This window comes from Marinobacter sp. NP-4(2019), assembly GCF_003994855.1.
Classification (GTDB): domain Bacteria; phylum Pseudomonadota; class Gammaproteobacteria; order Pseudomonadales; family Oleiphilaceae; genus Marinobacter.
Genome location: NZ_CP034142.1, coordinates 632,329 through 651,729, shown reverse-complemented (window position 1 = coordinate 651,729; position 19,401 = coordinate 632,329). Strand labels below are relative to the sequence as shown.

The 19,401-nt window shown below is 52.8% G+C and carries 17 protein-coding genes; 4 read left to right on the top strand and 13 right to left on the bottom strand.

Annotated elements, in window-relative coordinates; all coding sequences use genetic code 11:
• Positions 1 to 3 precede the first annotated feature (3 nt).
• Together EHN06_RS02885 and EHN06_RS02880 are read right to left on the bottom strand one after the other, a co-directional pair.
• Entirely contained in the window at positions 4 to 549 is a 546-nt protein-coding gene (locus EHN06_RS02885) for a hydrolase (RefSeq protein WP_127330022.1), read from the bottom strand.
• 15 nt (positions 550 to 564) lie between these two features.
• Positions 565 to 996 carry a MaoC family dehydratase gene (locus EHN06_RS02880; protein ID WP_127330020.1) on the bottom strand — a complete coding sequence of 144 codons (432 nt, stop codon included), beginning with the start codon at positions 994 to 996 and terminating at the stop codon, positions 565 to 567.
• 151 nt (positions 997 to 1,147) lie between these two features.
• Between EHN06_RS02880 and EHN06_RS02875 the strand changes: the two genes are divergently transcribed.
• From EHN06_RS02875 to EHN06_RS02860, 4 genes are read left to right on the top strand one after another with little or no spacing between them, the layout of a single operon-like run.
• Positions 1,148 to 2,515: a malonyl-CoA decarboxylase gene (locus EHN06_RS02875; protein ID WP_127330018.1), complete on the top strand. Its 1,368-nt coding sequence runs from the start codon at positions 1,148 to 1,150 to the stop codon at positions 2,513 to 2,515.
• Between the two features lie 26 nt (positions 2,516 to 2,541).
• Complete coding sequence (gene phbB / locus EHN06_RS02870; RefSeq protein ID WP_127330016.1) at positions 2,542 to 3,291, top strand: acetoacetyl-CoA reductase; 750 nt, start codon at positions 2,542 to 2,544, stop codon at positions 3,289 to 3,291.
• An 11-nt stretch (positions 3,292 to 3,302) separates the two neighbouring features.
• The gene (locus tag EHN06_RS02865; protein WP_127330014.1) at positions 3,303 to 5,081 is read left to right on the top strand and encodes an acyl-CoA dehydrogenase; all 1,779 of its coding nucleotides are present in this window, start codon (positions 3,303 to 3,305) and stop codon (positions 5,079 to 5,081) included.
• 22 nt (positions 5,082 to 5,103) lie between these two features.
• A complete protein-coding gene (locus tag EHN06_RS02860; RefSeq protein WP_127330012.1) occupies positions 5,104 to 6,525 on the top strand; it encodes an NAD-dependent succinate-semialdehyde dehydrogenase in 1,422 nt (473 codons plus the stop codon).
• A 190-nt stretch (positions 6,526 to 6,715) separates the two neighbouring features.
• Here EHN06_RS02860 and EHN06_RS02855 read toward each other — a convergent pair whose 3' ends face one another.
• The 11 genes from EHN06_RS02855 to EHN06_RS02805 all read right to left on the bottom strand — a co-directional run bounded on the left by EHN06_RS02855 (position 6,716) and on the right by EHN06_RS02805 (position 19,329).
• Positions 6,716 to 8,341 carry an AMP-binding protein gene (locus EHN06_RS02855; RefSeq protein WP_127330010.1) on the bottom strand — a complete coding sequence of 542 codons (1,626 nt, stop codon included), beginning with the start codon at positions 8,339 to 8,341 and terminating at the stop codon, positions 6,716 to 6,718.
• A gap of 38 nt (positions 8,342 to 8,379) precedes the next feature.
• A complete protein-coding gene (locus EHN06_RS02850; RefSeq protein ID WP_206075717.1) occupies positions 8,380 to 9,780 on the bottom strand; it encodes a hypothetical protein in 1,401 nt (466 codons plus the stop codon).
• Between the two features lie 706 nt (positions 9,781 to 10,486).
• Entirely contained in the window at positions 10,487 to 10,699 is a 213-nt protein-coding gene (locus EHN06_RS02845) for an antitoxin Xre/MbcA/ParS toxin-binding domain-containing protein (protein WP_164735580.1), read from the bottom strand.
• Positions 10,700 to 10,760: 61 nt separating this feature from the next.
• On the bottom strand, positions 10,761 to 11,405 hold the full coding sequence (locus EHN06_RS02840) for a DUF6088 family protein (RefSeq protein WP_127330006.1): 645 nt from the start codon (positions 11,403 to 11,405) through the stop codon (positions 10,761 to 10,763).
• Between the two features lie 651 nt (positions 11,406 to 12,056).
• Positions 12,057 to 12,239 carry a ketopantoate reductase family protein gene (locus EHN06_RS02835; protein ID WP_228257400.1) on the bottom strand — a complete coding sequence of 61 codons (183 nt, stop codon included), beginning with the start codon at positions 12,237 to 12,239 and terminating at the stop codon, positions 12,057 to 12,059.
• A gap of 12 nt (positions 12,240 to 12,251) precedes the next feature.
• Positions 12,252 to 13,274, bottom strand: a complete 1,023-nt coding sequence (locus EHN06_RS02830; protein ID WP_127330004.1) for a formylglycine-generating enzyme family protein — start codon at positions 13,272 to 13,274, stop codon at positions 12,252 to 12,254.
• Positions 13,271 to 14,968: an arylsulfatase gene (locus tag EHN06_RS02825; protein ID WP_127330002.1), complete on the bottom strand. Its 1,698-nt coding sequence runs from the start codon at positions 14,966 to 14,968 to the stop codon at positions 13,271 to 13,273. The genes EHN06_RS02830 and EHN06_RS02825 overlap by 4 nt, the downstream gene beginning before the upstream one ends.
• Positions 14,969 to 15,008: 40 nt before the next feature.
• Positions 15,009 to 16,091: a DcaP family trimeric outer membrane transporter gene (locus tag EHN06_RS02820; RefSeq protein ID WP_127330000.1), complete on the bottom strand. Its 1,083-nt coding sequence runs from the start codon at positions 16,089 to 16,091 to the stop codon at positions 15,009 to 15,011.
• Between the two features lie 225 nt (positions 16,092 to 16,316).
• Positions 16,317 to 17,612, bottom strand: a complete 1,296-nt coding sequence (locus EHN06_RS02815) for a TRAP transporter large permease (protein ID WP_127329998.1) — start codon at positions 17,610 to 17,612, stop codon at positions 16,317 to 16,319.
• 10 nt (positions 17,613 to 17,622) lie between these two features.
• Positions 17,623 to 18,129 carry a TRAP transporter small permease gene (locus EHN06_RS02810; protein WP_127329996.1) on the bottom strand — a complete coding sequence of 169 codons (507 nt, stop codon included), beginning with the start codon at positions 18,127 to 18,129 and terminating at the stop codon, positions 17,623 to 17,625.
• A gap of 60 nt (positions 18,130 to 18,189) precedes the next feature.
• Entirely contained in the window at positions 18,190 to 19,329 is a 1,140-nt protein-coding gene (locus EHN06_RS02805) for a C4-dicarboxylate TRAP transporter substrate-binding protein (protein WP_164735579.1), read from the bottom strand.
• Positions 19,330 to 19,401 lie beyond the last annotated feature (72 nt).

Genomic DNA, 19,401 nt, shown 5'->3' with positions numbered 1-19,401 from the left:
TCATTATTGCAGGAATTCCTTGCTGAAAGCCTTGAATTGGGATGCGTCGGAACGGCGCAGCCATTCGAAACCAACCATTTCTCGCGTCACCAGTCTGATCCCGGCCTGTTCCATACGGCGCAACGAAATCTCAGTATCGAAAGGATCTCGAGCAGAAATGGCATCTGCAACAACGAACACCTCCAAACCTTCCTCGTGCATTCTCATGGCAGATTGCATTACGCAGGCTTGGGATTCCATGCCGCAGACCACCACTTGTTCGCGATCGTAAGCCTTGAGAGATTGATAGAATCCAGGGTCATCTATACTCGAAAAACAGGTCTTGCCATGAATATTGGCTTCGCCCACAAGCTCACGCAGCCCCTCTTCTGTATGCCCAAGACCATCAGGATATTGTTCAGAACCAATTGCAGGCACATCCATAAGATGCGCTAGACGTACCAGCCAATTACAGTTTTTGACCAGTCGTTCGTGCTCATGAACTCCGGGCAAAAGCCGAGCCTGAACATCAATGAGCGCCAAAAAGGACTTTTCTTTTTCCAGTAGCATAACTAACTCTCCGCATTAGGCTGGGCGGCGGTCGACCATGTTTGTTGCGACCCCCTCGGCGACAACCGTATCGCCAACCTTACAAGTGGTCTCCAGCTTCACCCGTCGGCGCTCTTGATTGATTTCAACAATTTTTGCCTTTGCAACGACCGTGTCTCCTATGTGCACAGGAGCTTTGAAGCTGATCTGTTGATCAATGTAGATAGCTCCAGGTCCAGGTAGTCGGGTGCCGAGTACGGCAGAAATTAGCGCTGCGCTGAACATGCCGTGGACGATCCTCTCCTTGAAGACAGTCGTTTTGGCATATTCATCGTTGATATGGACTGGATTGTCGTCGCCGCTGATTCCAGCAAACAAGGTCACGTCCGCGTCCGTGATCGTTTTGGCGTAGAACGCCTCCATGCCAACTTCCAGATCCTCCAGATAGTACCCATGTAGTTCTTGCATATCTATACTCCTAAACTTGATCCATGAGTTTTATACACTAATGGTTTCCATCCTCTAAACCAAGTATTTTTACTTGGTTTTTCGAGATTGCTCTGATAGCCTTCCTTCAAACAACAAAGACGAAACCGCCTAAATCAAGGGGAAACGCGGCATGCAAACTCAACCAATCAATATCTTTGAGAGGGCTTTTAAGAAACTTGTGCCTGGAGGCATGGATGCTGTCGGTCGGCGCGGGGCGGACATCATGAACATTGCCGAAGATATGCCCGACGCCGACTTGGCGACAGTGAAAGAGTGGATTGATAACTGCCTGGCCGAAAACGGCGGCCAAGTAGAGGCTCGTCATCGCGCAGCGCTTCTCGGCCGCGCCTACTTAAAACTTTCTCAGACCGGCAAAGTCAGATTTCTCGGGCTGTTAGCAGAGCAATACGGTGTAAACGAGAGCGATGTTGAAGAAGGCATCAAACAATGGCAGGTGGCCAATCCTAACGAAAAAACTCGCGCAGCCCAGCGACTGAGAAAATCTCTTGAGCCAAGTCGCACGACACTTCTAAAGCAATTTAACGGCGTGCCTTCGGGCGTAAAATTTCTCGTCGACATGCGAAGCGAACTACTCACATTCTGCAAAGACTATCCCGCACTCAAACCGCTCGAAACGGATTTGAAAGAGCTCCTCGGAGCTTGGTTCGATGTTGGCTTACTGCAACTGGAAGAAATCAATTGGAACTCCAGCGCTGCCATTTTGGAAAAGCTGATCGCCTACGAGGCGGTTCATGCGATTCAAAGCTGGAGCGACTTGAAAAATCGACTGGATTCGGACAGGCGCTGCTTCGCATTCATCCACCCGAATATGCCGGAAGAGCCTCTGATATTTGTGGAAGTTGCACTGGTTAACGGCCTTGCCGGCAATGTCCAGAAGCTGCTGGATGAGGATGCTCCGACGCAGGATATTGAGACCGCTGACACAGCCATTTTTTACTCAATCTCTAACGCCCAAAAAGGTCTCTCAGGCATCAGCTTTGGCAACTTTCTCATTAAGGAGGTTGTTAAAAGACTCAGTGAAGAATTCTCCCAGCTAAAACAGTTCGCAACGCTATCCCCTATCCCCGGGTTCGTAAAGTGGCTGGAAAACTGCACTCCCGCCGAGCTGTGTGATCTCCCCGGCGGAGAACAGTGGCTGAGTCTTGCTCCTCCACGTGTGCCTTCCATCATTGAAGCAAATGAATCTCTTCAAACAAAACAGGACGCACTGCAAAAACTGGCCGCATCCTATCTCTGCCTTTGCAGGAAGGATAAAGAGCGCGCAATGGATCCTGTCGCACATTTTCACCTGAGCAACGGCGCTCAGGTTGCTCGGCTGAACTGGATGGCTGACACCTCTCAAAAAGGCCTCGAGCAATCTGGTGGCTTGATGGTGAACTACCTGTACGAGCTTCCAAAAATCGAATACCGCAGCCAGCAATACACCTCAGAGGGCGTAATTTCCAAATCGCCGGCTGTGAAGAAATTACTTAAGTAACCAAAAGACAGAAAAAGGAGAAACCTATGAGTACTCGTGTAGCTGTTGTAACTGGCGCTATTGGCGGACTTGGAAGCAGCATGTGTAAAGCCCTGATCAGCCAGGGGCGTGCTGTCATCGCATCTCACCTGCCAGACACACGCTCGACCGAAGAGGGGCAAAAATGGCAAGCAACCATGCTGGAAGAAGGCTATGAGACAGCCATTTACCCGTTGGATGTCACAAGTTTCGAAAGCTGCGAGTCTTTCATAACAAAAGTCACAGAAAATCACGGCCCCGTCGACATTCTCGTCAACAACGCCGGCATCACTAACGATGCCCCACTCAAAAAGATGCAACCTGAACAATGGAACCAGGTTGTAAACGTCAATCTGACTTCGATGTTCAACATGTGTCATCAGGTATTCGAGGGAATGTGCCAACGAGGGTTCGGCCGAATCGTAAACATTTCCTCGCTGAACGGTGAGAAAGGCCAGTTTGGACAGTCGAACTATGCCGCGACAAAAGCAGGTATTTATGGATTCACTAAATCAATAGCTCTTGAAGGCGCGCGGAAGGGCGTAACTGCGAATGCAGTATCTCCCGGATATATCGACACTCCCATGGTCCGCAAAGTCCCGGAAAAGGTTCTCGACAGTATTGTCGAAGGTATTCCCGTCGGCCGGCTTGGGCAACCAGAAGATATTGCCAGAGCTGTTGCATTCTTGACTGCCGATGAAGCAGGTTTCGTGACCGGCACCAACCTGTCTGTAAACGGCGGACAGTACATGAGCTAAGGGGACAGATCATGACAGATTACAGAGCACCTACCCGTGAAATGGCCTTTACACTCAAACATGTCGCCGGATTCTCCGAGATGACAAAGGCCTGTGGCTATGAAGACGCGTCAGATGATCTTGTGTCGGCGATTCTTGAAGAGGCAGCCAAGTTCTCCTCTTCAGCCATTGCTCCCACGAATGCTATTGGGGACCGAACCGGCGTTCGCCTCGACGGTGACTATAACGTTGCCACACCTAGCGGGTTTCGTGAGGCCTATCAGCAATACGCAGAGGGTGGCTGGGCAAGCCTTCAGTTTGAAACGGAATTTGGTGGTCAAGGCCTGCCTTTTTCCCTGGCTATTCCTGTTCAGGAAATGTGGCATGCCGCGAACATGGCGTGGGGGCTCTGTCCTTTGTTATCACAAGGAGCCGTTGAAGCACTGTCGGAGAACGCGTCCGATACCCTCAAGGAGCTGCTGTTACCCAAAATGATCTCAGGGCAGTGGACTGGGACCATGAATCTTACCGAGCCTCAATCGGGTTCTGACTTATCCGGCATACGGACTCAGGCTCGGCCAGAAGGCGATGCTTACAGGATAAAAGGGCAAAAGATTTACATCACGTGGGGTGAGCACGACATGGCGGAGAATATCATCCATCTTGTGCTAGCCCGACTACCGGATGCGCCACCGGGCGTAAAAGGAATATCCCTCTTTGCGGTTCCCAAATACCTAATAACTTCTTCGGGTGATATCGGCTCCAGAAACGACTGCCGTGCTGTGTCTCTTGAGCACAAGCTAGGTATTCATGCGAGTCCGACTTGTGTCATGAGTTTCGGAGATGAGGAAGGCGCTATTGGATACCTGGTAGGAGAGGAAAACCGCGGACTGGCGTGCATGTTCACCATGATGAATAACGCTCGCCTCACGGTTGGCCTGCAAGGTGTCTCGATATCTGAGCGAACCTATCAACAAACCCGCGACTATGTTTTTGAGCGTACCCAAGGTACAGCTCCTGGTGAAAGCGGCCCCTCCAAGCTCATCAGACACCCGGATGTGCGCAGGATGCTCATGACTATGAGGACGCTTACGGAAGCAGCTCGAGCATTGGCCTATACAGGCTGTGTCGCCGTAGACTTCGCCTCAGCCAAGGATTTGCCAGAGGAGATTCGAGCCCGCTACCAGCGACGTGCAGACCTGTTTACTCCACTAGTAAAAGGCTGGTGTACTGAGATCGCCCAGGAAGTAACGTCTCTGGGTATTCAATGCCATGGCGGAATGGGTTTCATTGAAGAAACCGGTGTCGCGCAACACTATCGAGACGCTCGAATTCTGCCGATTTACGAGGGCACCAACGGCATACAGGCCCTTGATCTTATCGGCCGAAAAACCGTTCGCAGTAAGGGCCAAGCTATGGCGGAGCTAATTGAAGATATGCACATGCTCACGACGTCGGCTAACGCTCATTCTGTGTTGAGTGCTGAACGCCAAGCACGCTTTGATCAAGCTGTAGCTTGTTTGGAGGAAGCGACACAAGTTGTCCTCGAGCGTGGCGAGGAAGATCAATTCGTCGGCGCAGTTGCATTCGATTATCTTATGTTGAGCTCGATCGTTACGGCAGGTTGGTTGATGGTTAAATCAGCAATCGCCGCCGAAGAGCATTGCGGCGAGCAGGATTCGTTCGCTGAAAATAAACGGGCTATTACCAACTTCTTTATGGATCACATTTTACCTCGCTGCTCCGGCCACCTCATCGCATTACGTTCTGGCGAAGAGGCTGTGATGGCTCTACCGGAAAGTGAATTCTAATAAAGACCGAAGGTAAACCCTCATGTATATCGATGGAAAATGGAAGGCAGGAAATTCCGACTTCGCTGTAACAAACCCTGCGACGGGCGAAGTTATAGGAAGAGTTCCAGACGCCAATGAACATGATATCGAAGCGGCCGTTGCGGCCGCTGACATCGCTTTTGCCGACTGGAAAAAAACGACCGCGTACCAACGATCTGAGCTACTTTATCGAGCTTGGGAGTTAATGGTTCGTCAAAAAAGCCAGCTAGCTGAGCTGATGACTCGAGAACAAGGAAAGCCTCTTAAGGCCTCTCTCAATGAAGTGCAATACGGGGCTGATTTTCTACTTTGGTTCGCTGAGGAGGCGAAGCGAATGTATGGCCAGATCATCCCATCTGCCCGAGAAAATCAGCGCTTTTTGGTACACAAGTCTCCCGTGGGAGTCGTTGGAGCTATTACCCCCTGGAATTATCCAATTTCGATGATCACGCGCAAGCTTGCTCCGGCCTTGGCGGCAGGCTGCACGGTCATTCTTAAGCCCGCCGAAAGCACACCTCTTTGCGCTAGGGCTATGATGGAGATCTTCGACGAAGCGGGGTTCCCCCCGGGAGTAATTAACCTGCTCACCGTGCAAAACCCATCTCGTGTGGGTGAAGTTTTTTGCACTGACCCAAGAGTACGCAAACTGACCTTTACCGGCTCCACGCAGGTTGGTAAAGAGTTGAATGGGCTAGCGGCAACGAACATGAAGCGGGTTTCCATGGAGCTAGGTGGCCACGCTCCGGCTATCGTATTTCCAGATGCCGACCCGGTTCATGCGGCAAAAGGCTTATCTCTCGTAAAGTTCTTAAATACTGGCCAGGCATGCATAAGCCCCAACCGGATTTTTGTGCATGAGGATCATGCCGAGCCCTTTATCCAAGAGCTAACCAGCCGTGCCAGCCGGCTCAAGGCCGGCAATGGATTGGAAAACGGCATAGGAATCGGACCTTTAATCAACGAACTGGCGGTTGGGAAGGTCGATGGCCAAGTAAAAGACGCCATTTCTCGCGGTGCGAAAGTTCATACTGGCGGCCAGCGCCTGACTGAAAAAGGGCTATCGGGCGGCTATTTCTACGCGCCGACGGTCCTTTCTGGCGTCACAGAGCCTATGAGAATTTACAGGGAGGAGACTTTTGGCCCAATCGCTCCCGTCATCACCTACCGCTCCGAGAAAGATGTCATTGCTATGGCTAATGACACTGAGTACGGATTGGCGGCCTATATTTACAGTAACGATATAGGAACCGCAATGCGGGCTTTTGAGGCATTGGATTTCGGCATCATTGGCATCAATGACATTAACCCGACTAGCGCAGCCGCACCTTTCGGTGGGTTGAAAAACAGCGGCTTGGGTCGTGAAGGTGCACAAGAAGGAATTGAAGAGTATCTCGAAACAAAACTCGGAGGTTTCGCTATTTGATCTATACCCTCCCCTTTTTGCCTGGCAAATGCCGGGCTTTTTTATACCCATAACACGGGAGCCGCTTCCTCATAAGGAATCGAATAGCCCTTCTGACATCGCACAACATCAATCCCTCTAAGCAAAAAAGCGGGCATAAAAAACCCCGACATAAGCCGGGGAAACTGTCACAAGTCAGATCGCATTTAGTCTATGCTGTCAGCTGTCCTCTCAGAATGTGCTTTTGCAGCTTGCCCGTCGAGGTCTTCGGTAGTTCATCTGCAAAAATTACCCTTTTCGGTACCTTGAAGCCGGCGAGATTGGCTCTGCAATGAGTCACGATGTCATCTTCAGTCAAACCGTTGCTGTCGGCTTTGAGGGTGATAAAAGCACATGGTATTTCTCCCCAATGGTCGTCAGGCGCAGCCACAACCGCCGCCTCCAGTACCGCCGGGTGATCATATAGAGTGCTCTCTACCTCAAGCGTTGAAATGTTTTCACCGCCGGAAATAATAATATCCTTCGAACGATCCTTGATTTCTGCGTAACCGTCCGAATGCCACACACCCAAATCGCCCGTGTGGAACCATCCGCCTTTAAGAGCCTTCGAGGTCTCCTCCGGATTATTGAGGTAACCTTTCATCACCGAATTGCCTCTGATGAAGAGCTCGCCAATCGATACCCCGTCACGCGGGACCGGCTCCATCGTATTGGGGTCTGCCACCATCATATCGGCCATGGAAAGAGAGAGAATGCCCTGCCTTGCCATTTTGACCGCTTTTTCCTTGCTATTAAGAGAGGCCCATTCATCCTGGAATTCGCAGATCAGACTGGGACCGTAGGTCTCCGTGAGCCCATACAAGTGAACGACATTGATTCCGAGAGCTTCCATCGCTTCAATAGTGGCAGCAGGAGGCGCTGCGCCGCCTGTCGCCGCAGTTACTTTTTGGCTGAACGGTTTTCTGCAGTCTTCAGGCGCATTAATCAACATATTGAGCACTACTGGCGCAGCACAAAAGTGCGTCACTCCATGCGCTGCAATAGCATCGAAAACAGGTTCAGGTTGCGGGGAGCGCAAACAAACATGAGTTCCCGCAGCAGCCGTCACGGCCCAGGGATAACACCAGCCATTGCAATGGAACATCGGCAACGTCCAAAGATAGGTTGCTCCCGACGTTAGGCCAAAACCAATCACATTACTCAGTGCGTTCAGGTGTGCACCGCGATGATGGTATACAACACCTTTAGGGTTACCCGTGGTTCCCGAGGTATAATTTAAAGCGATCGCTTGCCATTCATCGTCAGGCATCTCCCAGGCAAAATCATCATCGCCTGAGGCGAGCAGCTCTTCATAAGTTAACCTGCCTATCAGTTCCCCACCCTCGAAGTTAGGATCATCAACGTCGACAACGATGGGCTTTGCGTCGCAGCCAGCAAGAGCTTCACTGGAGCGATCACTATATTCCTTGTCCGTGAAAAACACCTTCGCCCGGCCATGATTAAGCATGAATGTCATAGTCTTTGAGTCAAGACGAGTATTCTGGGCGTTAAGCACGGCGCCGATCATCGGCACCGCAAAGTGAAGTTCGAGCATTTCAGGAATATTTGGCAAAAGCGCTGCCACTGTATCTCCTTTCCTAACCCCCAGTTTCCTTAGCGCAGAAGCCATTTTGAGACAGCGCAGGTATGTTTCTGACCAGGATCTCCGAATATCGCCGTGAATCACGGCGGTTCTCATAGGATGCGCCAACGCTGTTCTTTCGATGAACGTTATTGGTGTCAGCGGAGTATGATTCGCCTCTACTTTGTCGAGCCCAAGCTCAAACATATTATCCATTCTTGTTAACCTCTTTTTGTTCTCTGTGATTTGCCGACTTAACTTCGTTCAGCCACGGCATCATCGGAAGAATTATCTTCATCGTGATGTGTCGCCTCATAGGCTTCAGCAAACCAGTTCTTTTCCAGGAAGAACCACAAGACAAGGCCAACACCTAGCCCCCAGGCTGCGCCCTTGACTGCCAAAACAGACCCGACGATAACGGCAACGCCCCGCTCGAGATTCGTCTGGCGATCCAACATTTCAATCGCCAGGTAACCGCACAGGTAGCCCTGGATCAGGAGAGTAAGTGCCATGCCAATATTGAGTCCGGGCTTAAACAGCGTGACCACAGGCACAAACACAATCGCGATCGTCATGCCCCAGTACAGACTGGTGGCGCCGCCCCAATAACTGTCCATCGCGGAGCGAGGATTGTTCATGTAACGGTTGATAACCAGAGCCTGACCGCCAGTCCAGGCAGGGCCGGAGAGGCTGATAAAGGGCGCAAAGATAGCGTGCAAAAAGTTGCGTATTCCCACGATAATGCTGTTGCGTCTTGGGCTGAATACGAGCTTTTCGTCCTTTCGCACGCCGTCTGCGTTTTTGAACAGAGAATCCACTACGAGGATATCTCCGAAGGCAATAATGTAAGCAGCCAGCGCCAACGGGATGGCGTCAATGAAGTACTGCAGCGGAGGCATGCCAAGACCAAAAATGCTGTAGTCCTGAAGAATGGTACCGAATGGAATAGTAGTGAAGCCCCACTCGATGACAGGCGCGTCAACCTCGCCGATGATGATGCCAAACACATAGGAAATCAGGAATGGAACGGCGATTCCGTACTGCGCGACAAACCTGAAGACACCATAACGGGCCCGCAGGGGGCTTGCAGTTTCAGAAAACAACATAAAGAAGCCAAGAACTGCGCCAGTCAAGATGGTGATAGGCATAGTCCAGACGCGTCCATCGGCAGCAAACTCGCCCATCACGGCAGAAATGCCAGCGCCAATCAAAATGCCGGCTTTGAGTGACATGGGCATCTTTCGCACCAACGCATCGGCACCTTTGAAGACCCCCAATCCGAGGAAAATGACGGCCACAGTTAACTGCAATGCAATTAACGCCAATATTCTGGCTTCCCCCTCTGGATAGGCACTCAAAAAGGCGATGTATAGAGGTATGCCCGCAGTAATCCAACCTGCCACTGACGGGTCACCAAAATGCGAATGGACCAAATAAAGCATGTTATTGAGCAGTACAAAGGCAACCGCAATCTCGAACGGAATACCAAGAACTGAAGTCATCAACGCAGTGATACTCAAAGGTACAACGCATAAAATCGCACCTTGCAGAATATCCGGTATCTCCACTTTGTAGTGCACGAAGGGTATGCGGAGCTTCAAGGCACCAAGCGTGGACGGTTGCTCACCGCCCGTTGGCCTTTTATGTAAGGACATTGTTTTTGTTCTCCATCCGACTGAATTTAGAAAACGAGTTGAGGTAAAACCTCCGAAACTGATACTAAGCACAAGCACTCATAGGATCAATGGTTTTTACTTGGTTTTTAGAGCATTTTTACTTGCATTTCTAAGGATTTCGCAAAGGCAATTAAAATAACCTATGAATTTCAACAAGATAGAGGTCACCGTTTTTCTTGAGTTTTTTACGGCATGAGTTCCAGAAACCAGAAATTGGCGTAGCTATATTTTGTCGGCTGGTGGCGGTGGAAGGTTCGCTCGTATGACACTTCGTTAAGCGCACTTAAAGCTCAACTGACAATGCTTATTCTTCGGTCAGATTATGAGGCGGTAGACTTGGTAGGCAGCAGGATCAAGGATTGGGTGTAGATCAGACCTTTTTGACCGAAGTCTCAAAGATGCCTCCAAGGGAATGGGGAAAGTCTGATATGGACTGCCGCGTTGGTAGGTGCACCTAGGAGTTCTCCCCGCTCCATGTAAGTCCCACACCTTCTGAGAGTGTCCTGCAGCTCGCCCATGGCAGGATGTCTCAAACCAGAGGGGTAGTTAGGTACACGTAGAAATTCCCAAGCCTTGTCGAAGCCCGGAGATCCAGGGATTGCCAACTAGTTGCCAAATACTGGGTTGCTCTGTTAGGCCAAAATGAGAAGTTGCTGCTACAGACAACTACTATTAAAGAACTGAGCTAGGTCGGTATTCCATGCTGAAGCCTACCTATCAATGTTCTCAGCTTCGAAATGCCTTCCTCACTCTGCAAGGCTTCTTTCGGGGTCATGTAGTTCAGGCCACGGACCCTTTCTAAAAGCCACTTATCGACTTCGTTGGCATCATATGAAAACAACTCCAGTACCTCCGCATATGCTTGGGCCTGGAGCTTTTCAAAGTCCTCTGTGTTCATTTCCGCTCCTCGCAGGGCACTGGGCAAATTGTGGATTCTGGGCTGTAAGGTGCGAGGCATCTTACGACTCGTGGGTTTTCTCTGCGGGCCCCTTCAGTAATGTTTGGGCCCAACTCAGTCTTCCTGAGAAGCGACTCAAAAGATGCTCCTGCCCGCATAATGACAAGGTACCGAATGCTCTTCTGAAAGCGGTAGCCTGCCGCTCTGCATCCTTTCGCCCCGCGTAAACAAAGGCGCCCCATAAACCGGCAACCATACGTCTTTCTGCTTCCGGCAAGCTGGTTAGGCCAATGCATGCTGAAGCGAAAGCTGTGCTGTATTCGAACTCGATGTTTATTTTTCCCAGCTTAATGGCCCGAATTGGCCTGGTCGACAGAAACCGATACTTCATCGGCACTTGGGTTGATGCTCCAATTTCATTCAGGATTTTCGCCCCACAAGGAACAATGAAAACATCTCGGTTCCTCTCTATCGCTGCAACAACTTTCTCCGGAGAGGCCGACACGGGACCAAATCTAGTGAGCTTTGGCCGTTGCCATAAGCCATGACTGATGTAATGTACTTCCCCTTTTTTCGCCAAACGCTGAAGGGCTCGAGACACTCGATTCTCGTCCACCCCAAGATGATGGGCGATATCATTTCGTGTGAACACGCTGGCATCTGGGATAGCGTGCAGGTAGTTCTCTATGGAGTTGGAGATCGTCATACCTTCTAGTCAGCAAATCAGCGAGTCTAATGGTATTAGAGTATGGCATTTCTCAAGCGGCTGAACTCGCATGACCACCGACAAATCCGACATTCTATTGGACCAGCATTTCAAGGTGAGATTAATGGTATTATTTGGGGCCGGCCGACCACTGTGCTCCCCATCTATTGGGGCTAACCAATGGTCATTTTCAAGGAATCTGAAATTCTCACTTTGTGCCCAAACTTTTTGGCATTATGTGGGCTTATTCGTTCTAAGCCGCATTGCGCCACCCAAAACACTTCCCTATAAATCAACGAGTTAAACCGATTTAGACCGTGGCCGGCCAGTTGGTGCCGTTTAACTACCTGCCCTCCGGAGGGGTCTCAGGTTCGAATCCTGACGGGCGGGCCATCTTTCACAAAGGAGCCCCGACATGTGCGGGGCTTTTTTGTGAAAGACGGTTTGACCGTTAGCTTTGATGAGAACCTGGGTTCGACAAACGGCGCCAGCCGTTTGGGCGTCGGAGCATAGCGACGACGGGGCGAAGCCCCGAAGATCGCCCACAAGGCGATCTGAGTCTATCCTGACGGGCGGGCCATATTTTATAAAAAGCCCACTTCATGTGGGCTTTTTGCTTTCCGAACAGGGGACAATCAACCAACCCTATGTTCACATATAGGACTGCCGCAATAGCGCATCCACTGTCGCAGTATACGGCGCCTCGCCCCCCAGAAGCTCACAACGCCGCAGCACCGCACCGGAAATACTATCCAGCTCAAGCGGGCGGTCCTTCTCCTTATCCACCAACATCGACGTCTTGATGGCGTTAAAGTTGCTGATCAACTCGAACATCCCGGTACCTCATCAGGGCCCGGATGCGACGGTCCGAAAACCTATGTGGGAGGTGGACAGAAACACCGGCTGAGGCTGCCGTGCCGACGGCCGGTAGCGGAAACAGAAATCCTCCGAACACAGGTGAGAGCCGCCCTTGATGACGGTAACAGGAACACCGGGATCCCTTGGGTCGTAGCCTTGGTCCGGTCCGTCAGGATTGTCGACTGAAGTGTCGTCGTGGCCCGGCCGATAAGGCGTACTGGTAAGCTCCCATACGTTCCCCCCCATATCAAACAAGTCAAAGCCGTTTGCTGGAAAACAACCCACCGGCGAAGTGCCGTAGAACCCGTCCAAGGCCAGGTTCATTACCGGAAACTTTCCCTGCCAGACATTCGCCATGTTCTCCGGCTTGCCGTCCTCCAGATTACCCCACGCAAAGGTGGCGCCAAGGCGGCCTCCTCGGGCCGCGTACTCCCATTGCGCCTCCGAGGGTAAAGAGCGCCCTGCCCACTCTGCGTAGGCCTTACTATCGGCGAGGGTGACGTGCACTACCGGGTGGTGCATGCGATCCCGGATGTCTGAGCCGGGTCCTTCCGGAGCGCGCCAACTGGCCCCTTCTACAAAACGCCAGCCTGGGTCGTCCGGGGAGTGACTGAACACGAGTGACCCGGGCTTGACGAGGGCTGCTGGAAAGTCCCCCAGTTCCACTTCGGTCAACCCCCTCTCGGCTTGGGTTCGATAGCCAGTTGCATCAACAAATCTGGCGAACTGAGCATTAGTTACCGGATGACGGTCCATCCAGAAAGCATCTACCTGAGCCAGATAAGCGGGCGCTTCTTCGGGATAGCCCTGATCGGACCCAAAGGTAAACTCACCACCGTCGAGCCGGACCATGCCATGGCCTGACAATCCGCTGATCGATGTCGGCAACCCGGCGTAGCCTTCACACAGGGTGGACGGCAGCGGCACCTCACGGTCGCTGGCGACGGTGAAGTACAAGGCTGCCGACACTGCCAACGTCGCTACCAGGGCAACGGGAACTACGATCCTCATTGCCCTGTCCCGGCCTTGGATGTGGTTTCAATCAACGGCAAGGCCGGTGTGAGATCGTCATTGAGGGCGATGTTGTTCACCTGGGCGTAATGCTGCCATTCCGTCAGCAGGCGACTCAGTTCCGCAGGGCGTTCCTCCGCCAGATTGTTGCGCTCACCCGGATCCTGCGCCAGGTCGTATAGCTGCCACCCCGTATCGGCTTCCTTCACCGTGTAAACCAGTTTGAGGGGCCCCTTGCGCAGCGCCGCACTACCATCGACTTCCCAACCCAGCACTCCTGCCTCCTGATCCTGGACAGATGCATCATGCAGGGCAGACCAGCGCGAACGCCCCTGAACCGGGTACACGGAGCGACCCTGGTACTCGATGCCCGGAGGATTGACGGAAGCCAGTTCCAATAGGGTGGGCATGACATCCCGGACACTCATGAACACTTCATTCGGACCTCCCGGCGCCAGCTTGGCCGGATAATGGATGATCGCTGGTACCCGAATACCACCTTCCTGAATGGTCTGTTTGTAACCACGGAAGGGCTGCGCACTGACTTGGGCCCAGGCCTTTGGGTAAGTGACGAACGAGTTCTTCCGCCCAAGATTGTCGAGGCTGTTATCAAAGTTTTCGGCGATCCAGTCACCCACCCGCCGATCATAATCCTTTGACTCAGGACCATTGTCGGACATGAACATGATGAAGGTATCTTCGTACTGACCGGTACGCTTCAGATGCTCCACGAGACGCCCTATCTCGGTATCCAGCTGGGTCACCATCGCGGCATAGACTTCCATCTCGCGGGCGGAGCGCTGTTGCTCCGCCGCACTCAGGGTTTCCCAGGCCGGTGACTCGTCGAGAACCGCCCGTTCCGGAAAATCCTCCGGCAACAGCCCTAGCTCCCTCATCCGGCCAATCCGAGCATCGGCTATAGCCTGGTAGCCCTCGTCGTACTTGCCACGATACATTTCCAGGTAGCGGTCAGGCGCCTGCAGCGGCCAATGTGGGGCTGTATAGGCCGCCAGGGCAAAGAACGGACGCCCCTCATTGCGGGCCTCTTCCGTCGAGGCGATCAGCTTGTCCGTATAATATTCTGTGGCGTTGAAGTCCTCCGGCAATTCCAGCGGTTCTCCATTGTGCAGGAAGGTTGCCGGGTAATTGGGGAAAAGCCCCATTTCATCCTGTTTAAAGTTCGCAGAGCCACCTTCCTGCACGGTCCAGGATTGCTCAAATCCCTGGTTCTGGGGTTGCAGGTCTTCACTCTTGCCCAAATGCCATTTTCCCGAGAGTATGGTCTTGTAGCCTGCGTCATTGAGTAGCTGGGCCAGGGTAACAACCTGATGTCGAAGCACCCCCTCATAGCCCGGCAGAACAGGAACGTTACCCGGAAAACGTCGTTTACGGACCTCCGCCATCAAACCGAGGCCGGCCAAGTGCTGGTCGTTTCCAGTCAGCAGCATTGCCCGGGTCGGCGAGCAGCTTGGCGCACTGTAGAAGTCCGTGATCATGCGCCCCTGCGACACCAGGGAATCAATATGAGGAGTCGCGATTTCGCTTCCGAAGGCGCCGATGTCGGAATAGCCCAAATCGTCCGCAACCAGCAGCAGAATATTAGGAGAAGCATTGGCACCGCTTGCGGGTATCGAAAGTGCGGAAAATACCACCAAAGCGGCGGTGGACAATAACTGTCGAAAAGTAGTTTTCATTGTTTTAATCCTCTTACCATCGTTGTGAAGGTACAGGGGTTCAGAAGCTGAACTTCGCCATGCCCTGCAAGCGGATTGCATCACCATTAGCACCACTCCAGAGCTCTCGCTCGTGGTATGCAGCCTCTACACCAAAGGTGATGTTCTTCATCGAAGACCAGATGTAGTTCAGGTGGGTAGAGCGAAACTCTTCATTGGCATTTTCAGCGCCCGTCAGGCCATCCTTTACAGCTTCGTCCCAGTCCGCTTTGGCAATAGCCGTACCCAAAGTGATTGCGCCGGGACCGACTTTCAGAGTGGCCCCCAGGGTGCCGCCCGTGGCTTCGATTGTCTCGACGTCACCGCCCACGACATAGGCTGGCGCGCCCGGGTTGCGGTTCAGGTATCCACCCAAACCATCACCATGCACAACACTCGCCCGGACAGTCAGCGTGTCGGTCAAAGCCTGAGCAATACCGAAAGACGCCCCCCATCCAAACGCCGAGTCATCATCAGTTCCGGTGTCTACTGCGAGCTGACGCAACACAACAGACGCATGATAGCTGGTCGGTCCTCGGGACCCGTAGCGAATCGTAACGTCCGGAAGAGAGTCTTTGGCACTGGCAGCGGTCGTCGGCGTGCCATTAGCAACATTAACTTCGCTGGCGACACTGCCGCCAAGGTTACCCCCATCTTCCAGAGCCATTGAGAGATTGCCGGTGGTATAGCGTAGCTGCGCCTGGCGAGCGGTGGACGAACCGACCGGTACGCGGAAATCAACAGTGGGGTAGATACCGGTAAAACCCGGGAAATTGGTGAAGGTCTGACCGGCCAGAATGCCGTTCCATTCACCGTAGGCTTTACGCAACCGCAAATTACCTGTACCAAAGAAGTCGCCTTCAACCACGACTTTCAGATCACCCCCGTGTTCCATCGGGGTCACAGTAGACAGCCCAATGCGGGATTCACTGGCATCTGCCTGGAAATGCCCTTCGGCCACCGCCTGAGTGTCCAGACCTACGTTTTGCGGAACCAGCAACGGCCCAAGGTTGGCATCCACATCGTAGATCATGTTGAGCTCGGCATAACCGTAAAGGCTTGCCTTGGTGCCAGCTGCCTCAAAATCCAGTGCAGTGGAATTCATACTAACGGCCATCAGAGACAAACTAATGGCGCCACGGAACATAGCTTTGGACTGAAAATACTGTTTCATAGGATTTCATCCATTTTATTTATCATGACTGAGTGTTTGATTTGTTTTTATAATCAAGAGTGGTAAAGGCTACCCTGGAGCAATCCCTCCTCTTTTTAAGTGCATCATGTGAGTTGGTATGACGGGCAGACAGCCGGCTAGCGGAGGCCCGGAAGGTTAGCCACTGAGGATCATCACGAACTCCGGCGCAAGTACCATCAGCGCAACAATAAACAGGTCCGCCACCAGAAACAGGGTGACACCCCGGAAGATATCGACCAGTGACGCATATTTCGCAGCAACGCCACGAATCACGAAAATGTTCATACCCACCGGTGGAGTGATCATGCCGATTTCCAGAAGCTTGACCACCAGGACGCCAAACCAGATCAGCGATACCTGAAAGCTGTCCAGAATTGGCAGAAAGATAGGCAGGGTAATAAGCATGGCGCCGAACGGTTCCATGAAAAGCCCCAATACCAGGTAGACCACGACAATCATCAGCATCAGCTGCAGGAAACTCAGCTCCCAGTCGGCCAGCAAATCCCCAACGGCGCCTGACACGCCGCTGAGACTGAGGAACACGGTAAACATGCTGGCACCGATACCGATGATCAGCAGCGACGATGTGGTGGCCAGCGTCTCCAGCAGCGCTGTTTTGAAGATACCCAGGTCCAGCCGGCGCAACAGCAGGGAAATGATGATGGCGCCGCCCGCGCCGATGGCCCCGGCTTCGGTTGCGGTGAAGACACCGGAGAACATTCCGCCAAAGATAATCGCGCCAAGCACAAGCACCGGCCAGATTTCACGGATAGCCTGGGCAGCCGTGTAGTCCAGTGCACCTTTTTCATGCCGGGGCACGATATCCGGTCGGAAAAAACTCACCAGCAGAATAACCAGGCTGTAAGCCACGGCGGTGACCAGCCCGATCACAATACCACCCAGGAAGACATTGGTAATCGAGGTCTGGGTGAAGGTACCGTAGATAATCATCAGAATGCTGGGAGGAATCAGCGCACCGATGGTGCCGCCGGCCGCGATAGTGCCGCAGGCAAAACTGGGCTTATAGCCGGAACGCACCATTTCAGGAATGGCGATCTTGCCCATGGCCGCAGCACACGCCACGCTAGAACCGGAAACCGCGGCGAAACCGGAACTGGCGAAAACACTGGATATAGCCAGACCGCCCGGCAGCCAACGGAACACCACTTTGGCGGCGTTAAACAGTCCCGCTGTCAGCCCGGTGTGATAACTGATGAAGCCCATCAGCAGGAACATGGGCACCGCGCTGAGCGTCCACTTGGACAGGAAGTCATAAGGTTTGGACGCCAGCATACTGACCGCCACGTCCACCCCCATCATGGCTCCGATACCACCAAGCGATACACCAATAAGGGCAATCGCCACCGGAACCCGTAAAATCAGCAGGGCCAGCAGAATGCCAAGACCGATCAGACCTGTTTCGAGAGACATAGCGAAATACCTACGCGGCGTCAGGAGCCGATTGCGGGAACAACAGAAGCGGTATACGTGCCAGGCAGACCAGCGCAGCCAACCCGAATCCGAAAGGCAAAGCGAAATAACCCGGCCAAACAATGATCTGGGTATCCAGCGCTACGATGTAGGCACCCACATCGAACTGCTCCATGGCCTTGTCCCAGGTGCTAACCGCCAGCACCGAGTAAACACCAATGCAGGCAATAGCCACCAGCACATCCACCACGCGCAAACCAAGCTTGCCGAACACGCTGGAAAATGCCTCAACAACAATCATCAAACGCTTACTTTCGACCCACGCCAGCGGTAACAGAACCAGCATGAGCATGTAATAGCGGGTGACCATCTCCAGGGTGGCCGGCACCGATACTTCGAACACCGTGCGGGCAATCACGTCGGCACAGATATGGACCATCATGGCCAGAATGCCGATCATGCCGAAGTACGACAGGAACCCTGTGAGCTTTTCCACTAATCGGAATAGAGTGTTCATAACGCTCTTAACCTCACTTTGGAATCAAGGCCACCGCGATGATGGCCGCCCGGGAGTGGTTTACAGGCCGTATGTTGTCGGGTCGACCTTGGAGAGGATTTCCGATTCGTACAGCGCCACAATGGCCTCTTCACTGCCTTCGGACTCCGCGATCAGCCGTTCCCACTTATTAAGCAGAGCGTCGAAACGGGCAATCTTTTCTTCCGCTCCGACAATATCGAAACGCTCTTCCGAGCTGGCGGCCGCAGTCACGAGATCCTGCGTCTTGAACTCATCGGTACTGGCAATCAGCGTTTCGGAAGGCTCAATAATTTTCAGGCCATTCTCACGGGCAACAGACTTACCTTCTTCAACCATTTCCACCCAGCGAGCAGTGGTCCTCACGTTGGCTACGATTGACGCTTTCATCAAAGCCTCGCGATCATCCACTGACAGACCTTGCCAGACGTTGTTCTTGACGGAATGATTGGCCAGAGAATGGAAAGTACCCATGTCCAACAGGGTGATGTGCGAGATGACTTCGCCCAGATTGAAGGAAATCACATCAGAGATAGACGTCACCGTGCCGTCAATGACACGCTGGGACAACGCCTCGAACGCCTCACCGGTGGTCATGGTGACCGCTTTGCCACCCATGGCCTCGACCCAACGCGCATGTTGCGGTGTTGCGGTACGCAGGCGCAGTCCTTCCAGGTCTTCCGGCTTGGTCACGGGAGCTGTCGTCAGGAGGCTGTAGGGGTTGGCGTGGGAGTTGGTGTAGACCACACCCAGTTTCTTGAATTCGCTTTGGCAATCATCACAGGTAACAACGTATTCCGTCATCGCGGCCGCGGTCACCTGGGGATTGCGGTGTCCCATCATGGACAAATCACCCACCAGATTGAAATTCGGCAGGTCTGCCGGGAAATAAGATGGCAAGAAAAGACCGACTTCCACCATACCGCTAAGAATTGCAGCCCGCATATTGCCCAGAGTGGTAATTTCTGTGCCGAACAGACGACCACTCAGGTTGCCGTTCGAGTACTCCGGCAACAGCTCCTGGAAATCGGTATACAGAGGATCATGGGCAGGATGAAGGGGCGGCAAACCGGAAGCTAAACGAAGCTCCCTGGCTGATACGCCTGAAACGAGGGTTGCTGCAAGTACGACTCCGCACAGTATGTTGGCGGCGGTTTTTATGGAAGGTAATGTTATTGTCATAATGTTCACCGAGTATAGAAATTCAGTATTGATTGTCTTTTCAGGCCAGCATGGCGCTCCCAATTTGACCTT